Here is an 18,557-nt window from a genome sequence, read left to right as displayed (position 1 = left end):
TGATTATTTGCCGCAATGGAATTACACCGCTAAACCACAGGTGGCATAATTCTGGATTTTATTTAATCCGCATTCCTTAGTGGGCTTGTCAAAGCTGCGATCGCGCAGTTTTAGCGGGCTGGTCTTAGAGGAGCGGTTGGCGGCTCAGGGTCGGGAAGGGCAGTGTGGGCTGATGCTGATTGACCTGAACACGGGTGAAACCTTGCACTGGCTGTATCTAGACGGCGTGGTGGAGGAACTGTTTGATGTGGTCGTGCTGCCGGGTGTGGTTCAGCCCAGGGCCATCGGTTTGCAGAACGAAGACATCGAGCGTCTAGTCACCTTTCCCGGCTCTAACGGCATCTTCATCACCAAGCCAACCGCCAAACGTCCCAGCCAGGGTGGATCTGCGCCGCGAGCGGGACTGCCGCGATCGCCCTCAGCCACCGCCCAGAGCCAGGAACTCGATCTGGCAAACATCAAATACCAGCGGGTCTACCACCTCAACGCCGACAACCTTGCTCCCTACGAGGCGTTTACGTTTCCTAGCCTGCAAACGCGCTGGCAAACTCAGCCGCAACGGGGCGAACTGCTGGGAATTTCGGCGGCAGAGGCGGGTGAGATGGTCGGCTTGGCGATCGCCGAACTGTTGCCCGACCAGACTGCCGAACTGCTGTCGCTGTATGTCTTGCCGAGTTGTCGTCGGCAGGGCATCGGCACGCGATTAGTCAAGCACCTAGAGCAGAGCCTTGCCGAGCGGAATTATCTGTTACGGCAACTCACCGCCGAGCAATAGGTCAGCGATCGCGGCAGCAACAGGTGACTCATATCGAGTTGCAGGGTGCTAGGAAGCAAGGGCAGTTTCATCAGGGGCGATCGCCCAGCGCAAACTTCCCTCGGTTAAACAGTTAACAAAATCAATTCTTCTATTGAGTCAAGAGAACAAACTATGGCAACACCTAATTTCAATGCCCCCATCACCGACCCCTTTGGTCTAACAAATCTTCAGAATCTCCCTCTTCGTGGATATTCCAACGATCCTATCTTCGTCGATATTGATAACGATGGCGACCTTGATGCCTTCGTTGGCTACGATGTCAACAGCCAGCCCGTCAACGTGCAGTTCTACAGGAATACGGGCACGGCAGCAGCCCCCAGCTTTGCCGCTCCAGTCGCTAACCCCTTTGGGCTAGCTAACATCCCCTATGTGGTGGGCACCATCGGGACTAACACCAGTCCCGCCTTTGCCGATATTGATGGCGATGGCGACCTTGATCTCTTTGTCGGAGACCGTTACGCTGGCATCACGTTTTTCCAGAACACGGGCACGGCGTCAGCCCCCAGCTTTGCCGCTCAAACCCTCAACCCCTTTGGGCTGCGCGATGTTGGGGATTACAACAAGCCCGCCTTGGTCGATATTGATGGCGATGGCGATCTTGATGCCTTCGTCGGTAATAATGTCGGCAACACGCTGTTCTTCCAGAACACGGGCACGGCGTCAGCCCCCAGCTTTGCCGCTCCCGTTACCAACCCCTTCGGGCTGCGCGATGTTAATCCCAGTCCCTTCACTTATGACTATGCCAGCCCCACCTTTGCCGATATTGATGGCGATGGCGACTTCGATGCCTTCGTGGGGGACTTTGACGGCAACACGTTTTTCTTCCAGAACACGGGCACGGCGTCAGCCCCCAGCTTTGCCGCTCCCGTCACCAACCCCTTCGGGCTGAGCAATGTCAGGTTTGGCAGCAATCCTACCTTTGCCGATATCAATGGCGATGGCGACCTTGATGCCTTTGTGGGAACACTTTTCGACATCCAGTTCTTCGAGAACACTGCGAACGACCCTAGCCTCAGCGTCGCTCCCGGCAGCAACGCGGCTGAACCCAACACACCCGGCAGCTTCACCCTCACCCTCAGCAAAGCTGCGCCTACTGGCGGTCTCACCGTTTCCTACACCCTCAGTGGCACCGCCACCAACGGCACCGACTACACCACGCTCCCCGGCACCGTTACCTTTGCGGCTGGAGCGACTACTGCTACCATTATTGTCGCGCCGATCGCCGATAACCTGGTGGAGGGCAACGAAACGGTAATCCTTACCCTGGTCGATCGCTCAGGTTATACCTTAGGCACGACCACCACTGCCACCATTACTCTGGCTGATCCTCCCAATCAACCTCCGACCGCTGTCAATGACACTGCCAACACTAATGAAGACACTGCCGTCACCATCAACGTCCTGGCAAATGACACCGATCCTGACGGCAACCCCCGCAGCCTCGACAGCTTTACCAACCCCACTAACGGCACCGTCACACGCAACGACAACGGCACCCCTACCAACTTGACCGATGACCAGTTGGTCTATACCCCCAATGCCAACTACAACGGCAACGACAGCTTTACCTACACCATTAACGATGGCAAAGGCGGCACGGCAACCGCGACCGTCGCCTTGACGATTAACAGCGTCAATGATGCAGCCAGTATCAGTGGCACAGCAACCGGGGCAGTCACCGAAGACTTGAATGTCGTCAGCAGCAACCTCAGCGCTACAGGTAGCCTCACCGTTGCTGATGTCGATACCGGAGAGGACAAGTTCAAAACCACCGTCGCCTCCGCCGATGGCAACCTGGGCAGTCTCAACATCACGGAAGCAGGAGCCTGGAAATACAGCGTTGCTAACAGTGCGGTGCAATCTCTTGGTGCAAGCGTTACCAAAAACGAAGCCTTCACGGTGCAATCTTTTGATGGCACAGCCAGCCAGAATATTGTCGTGACGATTACCGGGGTGAATGATGCGGCTACCATCACAGGTACAGCTACCGCAGGAGTCACCGAAGATGCCACCACTCCCAACCTGACGGCAACGGGCAACCTCACTGTCAATGATGTCGATACAGGTGAGAACAAATTTAAGACCGCTGTCACCTCAGCTAGTGGCAACCTGGGTAGCCTCAGCATCACAGATGCAGGTGCTTTCACTTACACTGTTGCCAACAGTGCGGTGCAATTTCTGGGTGCAGGCGCGACCAAAAACGAAACCTTCACGGTGCAATCTGTTGACGGTACTGCTAGCCAAAATATTACCATCACCATTACCGGAGTGAATGATGCCCCCGTTGCTGGCACTGACTCCTTAACTGCCACCCAATATATCCCCAAAATCATTGCTGTCAGCACTTTACTTGCTAACGACAGCGATGTCGATACTGGGGATGTGTTGAAGATTACCGGAGTTAGCAATGCGGTAGGTGGGTCGGCAGTCTTGTTCAACAATTTCACTCCCACCAACGCTGCTGATGATTTCATTACTTTTCTCTCCACTCAGAGCGGTACAGGTAGCTTCAAATACACTCTAACTGACGGTAAGGGCGGCACTACCTTGGGCAATGTCAACCTCCTAATTGGCTCTAGCCAACTTGGTGGCAATGGCAAAGATTCCCTTAACGGCAATGACGGCCCTGACTTGCTCGATGGCGGTAACGGTAATGACACTCTCAATGGTGGCAAAGGTAATGATACCTTGATTGGCGGCAACAGCAACGACTTGCTTGTAGGCGGTGAAGGTGGCGATTTGCTTATCGGGGGCAATAGTACTGATACCTTCCGCTTCGCCCTCACCGACTCGCTACTGAGTAACTTTGACCGCATCACCGACCTGAAAATTGGCACGGATGTCATTGATGGGCCGAATGTCGTCAGCGCGGCAAATCTCGCCGAACTAGGGGTGGTAACTGCCTTAACCCAAACCGGAATCAGTGCTGTGCTGACTAGTAGTAGTTTTGTTGCCAACCGCGCTGCCACCTTTAGCTTTGGTAGCCGCACCTTTGTGGCGCTGAATAATAACACCGCTGGCTTCCAGTCTACTAGTGATGCTGTAATTGAGATTACCGGGTTTAGCGGTAGTTTGACTTCTTTGGCGATCGCTTAAGTATAGATGGAGCGATCACCTTTGGGAAACTTCAGGGGCGATCGTTCCATTCCCAACTTTCAATAAATAAGGCAGAGGGCAGAGGATTTGACTTGTTTTTTTCATTCATAGGGGTGACGCACAGGCTGCAAAAGCTTCCGCCTTCACGTTTGAGTGTTTGGCGCAGCCTGTAAGAGCTTCCGGGGCGATCATCGCTTTCTATAATAGGCGATTATTGAGTAGACTACATAAATATGTAAGTCTATGTAGTGGTTCTATAGTTAACAGGAGACAAAAAATGAATATATTTGGTATCGGTCTGCCGGAAATGGCTGTAATTATGGTAGTAGCACTGTTAATCTTTGGCCCCAAAAAGCTGCCAGAAATTGGTCGGAGTGTGGGCAAAACAATTCGTAGTTTTCAAGAAGCTTCCAAGGATTTTCAAAACGAGTTTCAAAAAGAAGCAGAACAATTAGAAGAAGCTGTAAAGACTACTGCTGAATTGGAACCTAAGCAAATCCACCCTGCTAAATCTGAGCAGGATACCGCTAGTTCTTCCCAACCTAGCTAGGAGAGTGCTGCATATCAATTGACTGTAGGCAAAATGACAGAAGCTGTTACACAACCAGCTTTGGTGATTCCACAACTAATTGTCGGGTTAGGGAATCCAGAAGCTAAATACGACCAAACACGCCATAATATCGGCTTTGCTGGTGTAGAAACTCTCTCCCATTCTTGGCGCATTCCTTTAGCAGAAAACCGCAAGTTTCAGGGTGAGTATGGCGAGGGTATGGTCCCAGGTGGAGGTAAGATTCGCTTGCTAAAGCCGTTAACTTACATGAATCGCTCAGGACAAGCAATCCAAGCGGTGACAAGTTGGTATAAATTGCCGCCTGAGTCCGTGCTGATAATTTACGACGATATGGATTTGCCCTTGGGAAAAACTCGGCTGCGCTTATCTGGTTCGGCTGGGGGACATAACGGCATGAAAAGTGCGATCGCACATCTTAGTACCCAAAACTTTCCCCGTTTGCGAATTGGTATTGGTAAACCCAAAGGTGCAGCTAATAACGATGATTCCGATGCTGTTTCTCATGTGCTAGGGCGATTTTCTGCTGCCGAAAATCAGCAGATGTCTCTTGTACTTCAGTTCGTAGTCGAGTGTATTGAACTAAGCCTCAAGCAGGGAGTAGAAAAGGCGATGAATGTTTGTAATAGCCGCACCATTAATAATTCTGAGTCTTAGGGTTGGATGAATACTGCCTTATCAGCTTGGCAAAGGCGCTTATTTTGGTTGATGGGCAGCGATTTTAGCCTGCTCCATCCAACCGAGATAAAGCCCTTAACGCCTTCTGTGTGTATGAAAGGTAAATCATCTACACCCTAATTTGGGGTGCGGCATAGTTTGCTTAATTTTTGTAAGAATAATGGCGATGTCTACGACGGGCCATGACGCTCTCCCCTTGGGAGAGGACTCGCTACCGTTTCTCTACGTTCGCGCAGCGTGTCGCAGACAAACGCTACGCGTAGCTTGCTTCCCCGTAGGGATACGTTATAGGCGTCACGCTATTGCCTGTTTTAGGTCATAACCTCAAGCAACGCCAGTACCAAACCAAATAGGTTTAATTAAAACGTCTTTTGCGTCTAGCTGCCACTGCCTTACGTTTGCGTTTTTCTATCGGTGTTTCAAAGTGCCGATGATACTTCACATCAGCTAATATCCCAGCTTTGGAAACCTGGCGTTTAAACCGACGCAAAGCTGAGTCTATTCCTTCGTTCTCTCCTAGAACCACCTGGGTCATTCTTGCCTTTTCCTCATCATCAATAGTTTCCATTCTAATAGTACCCTCAACCTTAGTAAAACCCCCCTGAGCTAAAGTCATGATTAAGAGGCTATTCGTCCGGTTGAGGCGGGTTACGTGTGTTTCTAACTCGTGAAATCTGTACTTAACGAAAAGTTAATCTAAGTGCCCTAATGCACTCTTAGGAGCAATAGAGAAGATGGGAAAATTATAATGCTAAATTTTTCTAGCTGTACTCTGAACTGAAGAATAATGTAGTCTTAGTTACTAAGATAGATGAGAAAATATGATTATATTTACAGATTTTAAAAATTGATTTTGCCCTCGTTAAATAATTTATATCCGACTGTTAATGAGGCAAAAGCAACAAATAAATTCCATAAGCTAGTTGATCTGAAAATTACTCCACCGCTGAAGAAAACTAGTACAATGCCAATCCCTAACAAAATCCATCCAAAATTACTAGCTTCTCTCCGAAAAAATACCAATGTTAACGCACCAGCCATAATCACTAATACGGCAACAGTAGCGGGTAATCTGTTAGAAAAAGGTATATAGTAACCGCTAACGAATATAATGTTTTGACCAAAAAAGTATAAGCCTGTGAAAAGTAGGATTAAACCTATAAGTCTGATTAACAGCCTGCCCATAATATTTTTATATTTTTAATGGCTGAAGCCAATTTCAATTCGATTATACTGGACTTTTTAAATTCGTACTAAATTTTACGTAAAATTAAGTTAATCTAAGTTAATATACTGAATAAAAGTCCAGAATGTCTGAAGATGCCAGTACAAGTAATGTTGATTACATCAAGTAGTCCTTGCCAGCCTTTTATCAAGGTGCTTTAATAGCGATCGCATTCCGCAAAATAGTCCTACTTAGAGAATACGTACAAGACGCGCAGCGACTCGACATCAGATATCGCTGCTGGTGTTGATAAAATTACAGACTCAAAACATTAAACTCAAAGATATGACAAGCTAGTAGCATATTCTTGATACTAAATTCTCCCCAAAGCTGAATAGGAGCATACATGGAGCCAATTATTGCTATAGTTTTAGCCCTTATAGGTTATGCCTTAGGTTCTGCAAAACTGATTAATCAAGGTAATGAAGCCTTAGTCGAACGCCTGGGGCGGTATCATCGGAAACTTAAGCCGGGGCTGAACTTTATTGTTCCCTTGGTAGATCAGGTTGTGATGGAAGATACTACACGAGAGCAGTTTATAGACATCAAACCTCAGAATGTGATCACCTACGATAATATTTACGTGGAAGTGGACGCTATTGTATACTGGCGCATTAGAGATATTGAGAAAAGCTTTTACGCTATTGAGGATCTTCAAGGGGCACTGACACAGTTGACCACAACCACGCTCCGGGAAATCATTGCTCAGAATACCCTAGAGCAGACTAATATCTCCAGAGCAGAGATGGACGCAGCTATCTTAGACCAGTTGAATAATATAACGGCAGATTGGGGAGTTGAAATTCTCCGGTTAGATATTCAGAGAATTACTCTACCTGAGAGTGTACGAAAGTCTAGGGAAGAGGAGCAAGCCGCTGTAATCAAAAAACGGGCACTGATTACCGAAGCAGAAGGGCAAAAGGAAGCTGCCATTAAGAAAGCCGAAGGAACTATGACTTCAGTGCAAATTATTTCTCAAGCTCTACGTTCCAATCCTGACAGTAGGGACATTCTGCGATATCTTGTAGCTCAAGATTACGTAGATGCCAGCCAAAAACTTGGTGAGAGTAATAATGCCAAAATTGTCTTTGTAGACCCAGCCAACTCAAGTGAAATGTTTCAAGAGTTGATAGCCGAGTCAGTAAATACAGAAGGTAATGGCAAAAAAATTGAAGAACGGTAATACCTAACAATCACGCTGTGTAGCTTGTCTCAATAGGGCATCGGCTACTAGTGAAACATCATGCATTTCTTGAACATCGTGAACTCGGAGGATATCAGCGCCATTAAAAATAGCAGCACAACAAGCTGCTGCCGTTCCCCAAACTCGTGCTTTGGGATCTGGTTGATTTAAAATCCGACCAATGAAACTTTTACGAGATGCTCCTACCAAGATAGGACAGTTAAGTGTTGTTAGCGATCGCAAACCGCGAAAAATTTCTAAATTTTGCTCATAATTCTTAGCAAAACCAATACCAGGATCAATAATAATTTTATCCAGGTCAATGCCCGCAGCAGTTGCTACCCCAATTTGTCGAGCCAAAAAACTATAAATTTCTGTGAGCAAATCTTGATAATCAGTCTGTTGTTGCATTGTCTGTGGTGTTCCCCGGATGTGCATTAAAATAATCGGCACACCTAACTCTGCCACTGTTGGCAACATTTCTGAGTCAAAAGTGCCGCCAGAAATATCATTAATAATATCTGCTCCAGCTTCTAAAGATGCCCTAGCTACAGCAGCACGGGTTGTATCTACAGAAATCGGGACTGAAATTTCTGGTCTTAGCACCTGTAAGACTGATAGTACCCGATCGAGTTCCTCCACCAGAGTTATTTGCTTTGCTCCTGGTCGAGTTGATTGACCACCCACATCAATAATGTCAGCACCAGCAGCCACTAGGGCTTGCGCCTGGACTAAAGCGGCAGAGGTAGTATTAAACTCACCTCCATCACTAAAGCTATCAGGCGTTACATTCAAAATACCCATCAAATAAGTCCGCTGTCCCCACTCGAAACAGCGTCCTCGAATTATCAAGTTGCTTGGCATAAATCTACATTGCTATGTGAGGCGGCAGCCACACCAATACAGTTCAGATAGAGCAACAAAACCATGATGTAGAGACGCGATTCATCGCGTCTTCAAAGACCAATTATCTTAACCCAAGCGTATTGTAGGTATTCCCATGCTCTGCATGGGAACGAGAAGAAGGGACATCACACTGACTTATAATTCACAATCCGAGCGAAACTCTCAGGTTCCAAACTTGCTCCTCCGACTAAAACACCATCAATTTCTGGTTGAGCCATGATCTCATCAATATTATTCGGCTTGACTGAGCCGCCATATTGAATTGATACATTCGGATTACTCAACTGGCTACGAATTAAGCCAATTATCCGATTAGCCTCCGTTACTTCACAAGTATCACCAGTACCAATGGCCCAAATCGGTTCGTAGGCAATCACCAAATTTTCCTGATCGATATCTACCAAACCTTTGTCGAGTTGGAGAGCAATCAGTGATTCAGTTTCTCCCGCATCTCGTTGTTGTTTAGTTTCGCCAACACAGAGAATTGGGGTCAAACCAAACCTTTGAGCAGCTCGGAGGCGCAGATTAACAGTGGCGTCCGTTTCACCAAAGTATTGCCGTCGTTCGCTATGACCGACAATCACAAAGCGCACACCAATTTCTGTCAGCATTGGGCCAGAAATCTCACCCGTATAGGGGCCAAATTCTTCCCAGTGGACATTTTGTGCCCCTAGTTGTATTCGGCTACCATGCAAATACTTTGACAGACTGTTTAAATCAGTGAAGGGAGGACACAATACCACTTCTCGCTCTTCGGGCGTTTCCTCCAGGTAGGGCAGAAATCCTCGTAAAAAGTCTTCGGACTCCGCCTGGGTTTTGAACATTTTCCAGTTACCGGCAATAACGATTTTCCGCACAGGTAATTTAGTCAAGATCCTAACGCGTTATTTTAGATGCATTTTTCAGTTTATGACTTTTTGTTAGCCATTAGTCATTAGTCATTGGTCATTGGTCATTAGTCATTAGAGAAATGCCCAGTCTCCAGTCTCCAATACCCAAACCTCTGTTAAAAATAACTAGGATAAGAGACAGGGCTAATTTAAAAATCCCAAATTTCAAATCTCAAATTGATATGACTTCGACATTGCCCTTGCCTGAACCCGATCAAAGCGATTCCGCTAACACTGACGCAAATTCTCTCAACTGGGAGGAAGAACTCGATAGTGCCATTTTCAGTTTTGAAGACATTCAAACAGAGCTGAATTATAAACAAGCACAAACGGCACTACGAAACTTGGTAGCCAATCTCGACCTCACCCCTCAAGAAAAAACCGGATTGGAGGCGGAAATTGCTGATTTGGAAACCATGCTGGGGAAGTTAGACCGTATGGTGGTGCAGATTGCGGCTTTTGGGATGGTGGGACGTGGGAAGTCTTCGCTACTCAATTCCTTGGTTGGACAAACAGTATTTGAAACTGGACCGCTGCACGGTGTCACTCGTGCTGCACAAAGAGTTAATTGGAGTATTAGTGAGGAAGCGATTGGAGAAACTGAACGTGCTTTGCGAGTCACTCTCCCTGGTGTAGGTCAATCCCAGGTGGAATTAATTGACACTCCTGGGTTAGACGAAGTAGATGGTGCAACCCGTGCCGCATTAGCTGAACAGATTGCCAAACAAGCAGATTTGATTCTGTTTGTGATCTCTGGCGACATGACGAAGCTGGAATACATGGCCCTTTCTCAGTTGCGGGAAGCAGGTAAACCGATCATTTTGGTGTTTAACAAAGTAGACCAGTATCCAGAAGCAGACCGGATGGCAATTTATCATAAAATCCGGGATGAAAGGGTGCGGGAATTACTTACACCTTTAGAAATTGTCATGGCTGCGGCATCGCCATTGGTGAAGACGGCGATTCGTCGCCCTGATGGCACTAGGGGCATACAGTTGCGTACAGGTAATGCTCAAGTCGAGGAACTCAAGCTGAAAATCTTGGAGATTCTGCATCGTGAGGGTAAGGCCTTGGTTGCTCTCAACACCATGCTTTATGCCGATATCGTAAATGAGCAGTTGGTTGAGCGAAAACTGATGATTCGGGAACAGAATGCCAATCAGTTGATTTGGAAGGCTGTGATGACTAAAGCATTAGCGATCGCACTCAATCCCGTAACTGTGGTAGATATTTTGAGTAGTGTGATTATTGATATTGCTCTGATTTTGGGTTTATCTAAACTCTATGGCTTCTCGATGACCGAAGCTGGGGCTGTACAATTACTACAAAAAATCGCCCTGAGTATGGGCGGTATTGGTGCAAGTGAATTATTGGCAAATTTGGGCTTAAGTGGATTAAAAACTTTACTTGGGATCTCTGCAACAGCTACCGCAGGTGCTGCCCTTGGCCCTTATATATCGGTGGCAGTTACGCAAGCGGGAGTAGCTGGTGTTTCTTCTTACGGTATTGGACAAGTTACCAAAGTTTATTTAGCCAACGGGGCGACTTGGGGGCCTGATGGACCGAAAGCAGTGATTAATCGGATTTTGGCAAACCTGGATGAGACTTCAATTCTCAACCGTATTAAAGATGAATTGCTCCATAAGGTAAAACTCAGAAAGTGATGTATAAACTTATTTTAAATGCTTGTATTTTGCTCAAGCCAAGCGACTAAATCAGATACATTATAAAAGTCTAAAAATTCTTCTCCTAATTGTTCCAATTGTTCAGTAGATAAGACTTGAATTTTCTCAAATATTGATGAATTGATTTCTTCAAATCGCCGATTTAACTGACGCTTTAAAAAGCGAAAAGCTTCTTTTTGTTCTCCCTTCTGCAAAATATCCTGATAAATCACTGATTCTTGCATAATATCTTCCCAAAATATGATTCAAAAAGTTAGATTTTTATACTTTTCAACAGTAATTTCGCCTCGATAAAGATCCGAAGCAATTTTATTAAATCAGTTGTGACATTGGCAACAGACGGCGGCATCAGCTAGCCTAGTTTCATCGCAGAATCAACAAGAGCGCTCTCACCAAGTAAGGGATTAGCTTGGTAAAGTCTATGCAGTCCAAGCGAGAAAGTTGCAAATATAATAACAGCAATCATCGTATCAAGTATTAAAGAATAGTCTTATGCTTTGAGGTTTAGCGATTTAATAAAAGATGCCCCATTAGTTTTTAGTTCTTCAGATGATGGGGTTATTATTACAGCCTCAACAGCATAATTATTTTTCATACAAAGCAGACTTCTTTGATAGAATAATTGATTATTGATATTTAACCCTTTTTTCTTAAATTCTTTTTGCAAGTAAGTACTGGGTTTGCCCATTAAAGTAAAGTCTTGGCAGTTATATCCACTTTTATTAACAGAAGACTGAGATACTTGTTTACCCTGAATGAAATTTGTTTTATTAGCAGCTTTAATTAGAAGTTGTAAAACTTTTGGAATTTTCTGCGGGGCTATTTGTTTCGTAAAAGTTGAATGGGTCACTGAATATATAGATTCACTCTTAATAGTTGTCCAATTCCGGTTATTAATTCCTTTTCCTGGAGAAGTAACTTCTTCTAAAATAGTCCCTGGCATTAAGATACTAAAATTTCCTTCTTTAGGTGTTAAAAGTTTTTCTTGGGATGATGCAGGTGTGCAAGCCGATAAAACAAATATCCCGAAACAATTAATTATCCAAAAACGTTTAATAATCTTGATAAGTAAATCCATAAGTGTTATTGTTTAATAATTTTTATTTAGAATGTCAAGCTATTCTCTCAACTCATACGCACTTTGCCATCCCTGTTCTGTAATCTTGTAATTTGTAACGTTTGGCTGACGAATTACATCCAATGCCTTCAACACAGGATCTTGTTTTAAGTTTTCCCATAATAATGGTTTTTCTAACATAAAAGCTGCCAAATCAAATCTGGACTCAAGATTTACTACCAACACGGCACTCTTCACTTCAATAACCCATATCAGTAGGGCTTTTGGGAATTTTGGGAGAATCGATTAAGGTGACTCGGAAAATACAATTAAATTGAGCTTGAAAACTCGGAACTTGAGCTTCAGAACTTGACATTTCGAGTTCTATACTCAAACTCCGAGTTTCTAAGCTCTAACTTTCAACCTTTTAGGCACAATTGTCGATAGATTCTCTACACTGTTATTGATGCTTAGGGCTGCACTTTCCGAAATTTACAGATGAAATTGCGCCTTCATCAACTTTTAGTTTCTACCTTTGAAAGAGTTTAGCCATTCTTGAACTTGCTCTCGTGCAATATCGCGCCCCCCAAGACCAAAGGCTAGGGCAATAGCAACTGCGATCGCACCTAATAAAAGTCCAAAAGCTAAATTCACAATATCACTGGCAACTCCAATCTGTTGTAGAGCCATTGCAGAGACTAAGACAATAATTGCAATCCGCGCCACTTGACCCAAAATCTGTGCTTGGCGATCGCCGGAACTGGTAATGATGTTAAAAGCTAGATTTGCCAGGAATAAACCAATGGCAAATATTACCAATCCAGCCAAAATCCGCCCAAATATGATCACAATACCAGACACTAATGCTGTCAGGGCTGGAATATTCAGGATATTCACCGCCGCCACTGTGGCAAATAGCATGATACCGACTAAGGCAACAATGCCTGCAATTTCCGATGGCGTACGGGTTGGAGTAGGTTCAACTGCTGGTTCTGTTGAAATTACGATTCGTCTGCTGGGTGTTGTCAGACCCAAAATAGTGAAAATGTTATTAAAGCCTAAATTGGTGAGGATACTTGTAACCAAATCCGCTACAAAGCGCCCGACGAAATAGGCAACAATCAAAATTGCTACGGCTGTAAAGATTCCAGGTAGGGCATTGAGTACCTGTTGCAGCATTGCGATCGCAGGTATTGATATCGCATCAATTCGCAAGGCATTGAGCGCTGCGATCGCTACAGGAATCAAAATCAAAACATAGACAATTGTGCCGATAATACTCGATAGAGGTTGCACCCCTGCATTGGAAGATAATCCCAATCGATTACCTAAATGGTCGATACCAGTTGTCGCCAGCAGGTTCGTCACAATCCGCCGTACTACATTAGCGATGAACCAGCCAACTACAGCAATTAAGATTGCCGCTAAAATGTTCGGCAGAATTAGCAGAACTTCTGTAATTAGAGCTTGTACTGGTTGTAGAGCCTGCCTAAGTCCGAGAGTATCTAAAACTGGGGCGAGAAACAGTAAAAATATAAACCAATAGAGAGCATTGCCAATCGTCTCGCTCAGAGACAACTGATTCAGGCTGGGTGCCCTGTCTTCTGGTTCTGGATTCAAACGCTCATCCAGGTTAAATGCCTGTAATGAGCGCACAGTGATAATCTTCACAATGGTCGCCAGAAACCAGGCGGCTCCTAAAAGGATTCCTGCACCAACCAACTTTGGCAAAAAGCCAATAAGTTGATTGAGAAAATTATTCAGGGGTTGAGAGGCTATCTCCAGATCCAATGTCTGTAAAACAGCTACCGCCGTCAACAGGATAACGCTCCAAAACACTAGGCTGGAGAGTAATTTCTCCACTTGGGGAACATCTTGACGACCCGTTACCCCTGCGGCAATGCGGTTATCTATGTTTGTGCGATTGAGGATTCCTCGCGTCACCGCCGCTGCGATCGCCGCAATTAACCAACCTACTAGTAAAATTGCCACTGCCCCTAGTAGACGGGGCGTAAACAAAATCAACTGTTGAACAATACCTTGCACATCAGCAATTCCTTGATTTACTGATGGTTGCACCGGTTGCAGGCTGGGCGATTGTGCCAAAAATTCAACTCCTATCACCTGGGTTATTCCTTGCCAAGTTGTGTTCATGGTTTTCGGGAATTAAGCTTAAGTATTCGCCGCAAACACTGAGTAAGTGTTTTGCCTATCAATTTACCAGTAAAAACATACATATATTGATTGATATCAAGACTAATTTTTGACTTTGTTACTCATTTTTGATTTAATCTACTGCCAGTACTGAATTTTGCGTTACTCTAATTGCAGCAACAGCACCAAAAATGTGGAATGTCCCAAGTTTTGGAACAATCGATTCAAATTAATGCTACAGCTACGGTAGTGGAGCGCTGTATTAGCGATTTAACCCTCATGCACCGTTGGCTTAACCCCGTCCTCCGTTGCGAACCTGTGGGCGACGCTTGGAGCACTGATGTCGGCAGTGAAAGTCGTTTTATCATTCAAATTCCTCTACTGAAACCCACGTTGAATAGCGTAGTTGTGGAACGACAACCGGGTTTGGTAGTCTGGGAATTTCAGGGATTTTTTCAAGGGCGCGATCGCTGGGAATGTCAGCCAACAGAAAAGGGAACGCTTCTATTGAACCGTTTTGAGTTCGATATCCCTAACCCCTTAGTTAGTTGGGGCTTCAACACCTTTGCTGCATCTTGGACAAAAGAAGATATGCAAGCCCAACTGCGCCGCCTTAAACGAGTCGCAGAAGAACAAAAAAATTAGTCATTAGTCATTAGTTAGAAATTATTATTCTCCACCTGCTTCCCCTGCCTCCCCAAGATGAAGTCAAAAGTAAAAAGGCAAAACAGAACTGATGAAGTCTTGAAATTTAATTCTTAATTCTTTTCTTTTTACTTTTTACTTTTACCTTTTGACTTACTAGCCCCTGCTTCCCCTGCTCCCCACTCTCTATCGATCCTTACCCAATTCAGTAAGTAGCCGCCGAATCACAGATGCATCCTCGGCATCAGGAACTTTTGCTAAATATTTTTCTAAGTCGTCTATGGCTTGGGGATAGTAACCGAGTTGATAGTAGATCAAGCCGCGATCGCGCAATTCTAAAGTTAAACCAGGAAACAGCAACAAAATTCGTTCAACTGCTGCTAGCGTTTTTTCTAACTCTTGCTGTTTGAGGTAAATAAATTTTAAATTTGTCAGCATCCGTGCCAAAAATTGCCGATTACTAACTACGGCTAAAAATTCTGGTTGTAGCGTCACAGGTTGCTGATAAAGTTGAGACAGCCGTTCTTTGCAGTCTTGGGCAAATATTATTTCACCACCATTGAAAGCATCGACGAAAATCTCTATATCTGGAATATCCGGACGGATCAGGAAATGTCCTGGCATTCCCACACCCACCATTGGAAAATCAATCCGTCGGGCAACCTCCAGGTAAACCAGCGCTAAGGTAATAGGAATCCCCAATCTGCGATCAATTACATCATTAAAAAAGCTATTGCGCGGGTCGTAATAGTCAATTTTATTACCAGAAAACTTTAAATCTTCGTAGAGATATTGATTAATACTTTGAACTATCCGCAAAGGATATCGTGAATCAGGCAGGCGTTCTTGAAGCTCCCATGCCATTGTATCAAGGGCGTTGAGGTATTCCTCTAAATCTAGGTTGGGATATTCTTCCTGTGCAATGTACAAAGCTGCCTTTGCTAGGTCAATATGCTCGTCAGACTGCTGAATCTCCTGGTAAAAATATTGTCGTGCTGACGAGAAATTCATAAGCTGTTGCTCGCTGGAAGTGTGAGGATGGAGCCGCAGCTACGCCTAACCCAGGCATCGCGGCTTGGCTAAAAGCAGTTTTTTGTATCTATCTTTATCTTATGGATATTCAGAAGTTTTGGAAATCTAGTTTGTAGATAGCTTTATATAGCAATCGGATTTGATTTATAAAAAAATCTAAGTGTGTAGGGTGTGTTACGGAAACCGTAACGCACCATCCGAAGGTTTTGGTGCGTTAGCCTACGGCATAACACACCCTACGTGTATTTCAAAAATAAAATACTAGTCCTATACATTCCCAACTAACTTTTAGCAAATGTGGAATCCAATGGGATAATAATTGGACTTATTATGGTTTCGAGCATAACCCATATACTCCTGAGTCAATTCCGAACCGAATCTATGGGAACTATGACAAGTGGAATGGACCAAGCAGCATTCCATTCTACTTTGCATCACCCGTAATCTTTGATGGTAGTTATTTCGCAAGTGATTCCTCTTTTCCAGTAAGCTTTTCACTCTACAATGGAAGAACACTACAGGCAACATCTGCATCGCTTGCACCTTCTTCTACACCAACTTTTCTGTCTTCGGGTTATACAGGACTGGTTGATGAAGTTCGTGTAAATTGGAACAATGGCTCTACAGTGCTGGATAACGTAACATATCACGCTGCTGCTGTTCCTGAACCAGCTTCTTTGATTGGCTTGCTTGGTTTGGGTGCTTTTGGTGTCACCTCTAAGTTCAAGCGCAAGCAAAAGCAGCAAGTTCACTGCTAATAGAATCCTTAATTTATTAAGCAAAAGCTAGTTATCAAAATCTAGCTTTTTTGCTGTAAGTGCAAAAACATAGGCAATTCAACAGAGTAGCATCTTTCGCTACACCGCATGATAGCTAGGGCGTAGGCGTAGCCCGTCGTAGACATCGCATCTGAAAAATGGGATTAGGGATAAACTGGAGTGTATTCCGTCAATCTGGTCAGGATGGGGACTACAACCCCAGCAGCCAAACTCCTTTTTAAGGAATTACTAAGGGAGTTATGTCCCCGTCCGGTGCTAAAGTGAAAGTTGACATTGCTTATTATTATGTCTTCTACGACCTTATCTGAAATCTAGCTTCACTCATTAGGCGCAGCATGGTCACAACCGCAGAAAAAACAAACATTGGCTACATTACCCAAATCATTGGCCCAGTTGTAGACGTTAAATTTCCCGGCGGGAAATTGCCACAAATCTACAACGCTTTGAAAATCCAAGGCACCAACGAAGCTGGACAGGAAATCAACATCACCGTTGAAGTACAGCAACTGCTGGGCGACAACCAGGTGCGGACTGTTGCGATGAGTTCCACCGAAGGCTTAGTGCGCGGTTTTGAAGTCACCGATACAGGCGCTCCCATCAACGTACCAGTTGGTAAAGCCACTTTGGGTCGGATTTTCAACGTCCTTGGCGAACCTGTGGACAACAGGGGCCCTGTAAATGCTGAGGCAAGTTTACCCATCCACCGCTCTGCTCCCAAATTCACTGACCTGGAAACCAAACCTTCGGTGTTTGAGACCGGGATTAAAGTTGTTGACCTTCTGACTCCCTATCGACGCGGCGGTAAGATTGGTCTGTTCGGCGGTGCTGGTGTTGGTAAGACCGTAATCATGATGGAGTTGATTAACAACATCGCTACCCAGCACGGTGGAGTATCCGTTTTTGCTGGCGTGGGTGAGCGTACCCGTGAAGGCAATGACCTCTACAACGAAATGATTGAATCTGGGGTTATCAACAAAGACAACCTCAACGAATCAAAAATTGCTCTAGTTTACGGTCAAATGAACGAGCCACCCGGAGCGAGAATGCGGGTTGGTCTTTCGGGATTGACAGTCGCAGAGTACTTCCGGGATGTGAACAAGCAGGATGTGCTGCTGTTTATTGATAATATCTTCCGGTTTGTACAAGCAGGTTCGGAAGTGTCCGCGCTACTGGGCCGGATGCCTTCTGCGGTAGGATATCAGCCCACATTGGGAACCGACGTAGGTGAGCTGCAAGAGCGGATTACCTCGACTACCGAGGGTTCAATTACCTCCATTCAGGCAGTATACGTACCTGCGGATGACCTCACCGACCCCGCACCTGCTACCACCTTTGCCCACTTGGACGGAACCACAGTACTGTCTCGCGGTTTGGCAGCTAAGGGAATTTATCCCGCAGTTGACCCCCTTGGTTCAACTTCCACCATGCTTCAGCCCAACATTGTCGGTGACGAACACTACAGTACAGCCCGGGCAGTGCAATCAACTCTGCAACGTTATAAAGAACTCCAAGACATTATCGCCATTCTCGGTCTAGATGAATTGTCTGAAGAAGACCGTCTGATCGTAGCGCGGGCCCGGAAAGTTGAGCGTTTCTTGTCCCAGCCCTTCTTTGTGGCAGAAGTATTCACCGGTTCTCCTGGTAAGTACGTGAAGTTGGAAGACACCATCAAAGGATTCCAAAAGATTCTGTCTGGTGAGTTGGATGATCTGCCAGAACAGGCTTTCTACTTGGTTGGCGATATTAACGAAGCGATCGCCAAAGCTGAAAAAATCAAAGGTTAGTCATTAGTCATTAGTCATTGGTCATTGGTCACTGGTCATTGGTCATTAGTCATTAGTC

At 45.2% G+C, this 18,557-nt stretch carries 16 protein-coding genes and 2 pseudogenes; 9 read left to right on the top strand and 9 right to left on the bottom strand.

Going from position 1 to position 18,557, the window contains the following annotated elements; genetic code table 11:
- The first annotated feature begins 55 nt into the window (after window positions 1-55).
- The 4 genes from RM347_RS03730 to pth all read left to right on the top strand — a co-directional run bounded on the left by RM347_RS03730 (window position 56) and on the right by pth (window position 5,138).
- On the top strand, window positions 56-775 hold the full coding sequence (locus RM347_RS03730; protein WP_322718155.1) for a GNAT family N-acetyltransferase: 720 nt from the start codon (window positions 56-58) through the stop codon (window positions 773-775).
- 153 nt (window positions 776-928) lie between these two features.
- Window positions 929-3,913 carry a VCBS domain-containing protein gene (locus tag RM347_RS03725; protein ID WP_322718130.1) on the top strand — a complete coding sequence of 995 codons (2,985 nt, stop codon included), beginning with the start codon at window positions 929-931 and terminating at the stop codon, window positions 3,911-3,913.
- A gap of 277 nt (window positions 3,914-4,190) precedes the next feature.
- Entirely contained in the window at window positions 4,191-4,463 is a 273-nt protein-coding gene (locus RM347_RS03720; protein WP_298917780.1) for a TatA/E family twin arginine-targeting protein translocase, read from the top strand.
- Between the two features lie 33 nt (window positions 4,464-4,496).
- Window positions 4,497-5,138 (top strand): aminoacyl-tRNA hydrolase, encoded by a 642-nt coding sequence (pth, locus tag RM347_RS03715; protein ID WP_322718129.1) that lies wholly within the window; start codon window positions 4,497-4,499, stop codon window positions 5,136-5,138.
- Between the two features lie 376 nt (window positions 5,139-5,514).
- Here pth and rpsU read toward each other — a convergent pair whose 3' ends face one another.
- The gene (rpsU, locus tag RM347_RS03710; protein ID WP_190891159.1) at window positions 5,515-5,694 is read right to left on the bottom strand and encodes a 30S ribosomal protein S21; all 180 of its coding nucleotides are present in this window, start codon (window positions 5,692-5,694) and stop codon (window positions 5,515-5,517) included.
- Between the two features lie 305 nt (window positions 5,695-5,999).
- Entirely contained in the window at window positions 6,000-6,344 is a 345-nt protein-coding gene (locus tag RM347_RS03705) for a hypothetical protein (RefSeq protein ID WP_322718128.1), read from the bottom strand.
- 386 nt (window positions 6,345-6,730) lie between these two features.
- Here RM347_RS03705 and RM347_RS03700 point away from each other — a divergent pair, with 386 nt between their 5' ends.
- Window positions 6,731-7,567 (top strand): SPFH domain-containing protein, encoded by an 837-nt coding sequence (locus RM347_RS03700; protein ID WP_322718127.1) that lies wholly within the window; start codon window positions 6,731-6,733, stop codon window positions 7,565-7,567.
- A gap of 3 nt (window positions 7,568-7,570) precedes the next feature.
- On the opposite strand, the gene folP is transcribed toward RM347_RS03700, so the two are convergent.
- Window positions 7,571-8,431, bottom strand: a complete 861-nt coding sequence (gene folP / locus RM347_RS03695; protein WP_322718126.1) for a dihydropteroate synthase — start codon at window positions 8,429-8,431, stop codon at window positions 7,571-7,573.
- Between the two features lie 167 nt (window positions 8,432-8,598).
- Entirely contained in the window at window positions 8,599-9,330 is a 732-nt protein-coding gene (gene tpiA, locus RM347_RS03690) for a triose-phosphate isomerase (protein WP_322718154.1), read from the bottom strand.
- A 215-nt stretch (window positions 9,331-9,545) separates the two neighbouring features.
- On the opposite strand from tpiA, the gene RM347_RS03685 reads away from it, so the two are divergent.
- Window positions 9,546-11,027 (top strand): GTP-binding protein, encoded by a 1,482-nt coding sequence (locus tag RM347_RS03685; protein WP_322718125.1) that lies wholly within the window; start codon window positions 9,546-9,548, stop codon window positions 11,025-11,027.
- Between the two features lie 14 nt (window positions 11,028-11,041).
- Here RM347_RS03685 and RM347_RS03680 read toward each other — a convergent pair.
- From RM347_RS03680 to RM347_RS03665, 4 genes and pseudogenes are all read right to left on the bottom strand, one after another.
- Window positions 11,042-11,281, bottom strand: a pseudogene (locus RM347_RS03680) (DUF4351 domain-containing protein); the annotation flags it as partial.
- Between the two features lie 257 nt (window positions 11,282-11,538).
- Window positions 11,539-12,126 carry a hypothetical protein gene (locus tag RM347_RS03675; RefSeq protein WP_322718124.1) on the bottom strand — a complete coding sequence of 196 codons (588 nt, stop codon included), beginning with the start codon at window positions 12,124-12,126 and terminating at the stop codon, window positions 11,539-11,541.
- Window positions 12,127-12,165: 39 nt separating this feature from the next.
- On the bottom strand, window positions 12,166-12,363 hold the full coding sequence (locus RM347_RS03670; RefSeq protein ID WP_322718123.1) for a hypothetical protein: 198 nt from the start codon (window positions 12,361-12,363) through the stop codon (window positions 12,166-12,168).
- Window positions 12,364-12,627: 264 nt separating this feature from the next.
- Window positions 12,628-14,259, bottom strand: coding sequence for a mechanosensitive ion channel (locus tag RM347_RS03665; RefSeq protein WP_322718122.1), 1,632 nt, complete (start codon window positions 14,257-14,259; stop codon window positions 12,628-12,630).
- A 198-nt stretch (window positions 14,260-14,457) separates the two neighbouring features.
- Here RM347_RS03665 and RM347_RS03660 point away from each other — a divergent pair, with 198 nt between their 5' ends.
- Window positions 14,458-14,904 (top strand): SRPBCC family protein, encoded by a 447-nt coding sequence (locus RM347_RS03660; RefSeq protein WP_322718121.1) that lies wholly within the window; start codon window positions 14,458-14,460, stop codon window positions 14,902-14,904.
- Window positions 14,905-15,090: 186 nt separating this feature from the next.
- Here RM347_RS03660 and RM347_RS03655 read toward each other — a convergent pair whose 3' ends face one another.
- Entirely contained in the window at window positions 15,091-15,915 is an 825-nt protein-coding gene (locus tag RM347_RS03655) for a SirB1 family protein (RefSeq protein ID WP_322718120.1), read from the bottom strand.
- A gap of 680 nt (window positions 15,916-16,595) precedes the next feature.
- Between RM347_RS03655 and RM347_RS03650 the strand changes: the two are divergent.
- Together RM347_RS03650 and atpD are read left to right on the top strand one after the other, a co-directional pair.
- Window positions 16,596-16,694 (top strand): annotated as a pseudogene (locus RM347_RS03650) (PEP-CTERM sorting domain-containing protein); the annotation flags it as partial.
- 356 nt (window positions 16,695-17,050) lie between these two features.
- Window positions 17,051-18,499 (top strand): F0F1 ATP synthase subunit beta, encoded by a 1,449-nt coding sequence (atpD, locus tag RM347_RS03645; RefSeq protein ID WP_322718118.1) that lies wholly within the window; start codon window positions 17,051-17,053, stop codon window positions 18,497-18,499.
- Window positions 18,500-18,557 lie beyond the last annotated feature (58 nt).

Source organism: Nostoc sp. ChiQUE02, from assembly GCF_034531305.2.
Lineage (GTDB): Bacteria > Cyanobacteriota > Cyanobacteriia > Cyanobacteriales > Nostocaceae > Nostoc.
The sequence above is the reverse complement of the archived record's forward strand: the minus strand, read 5'-3'. Positions and strand labels throughout refer to the sequence as shown.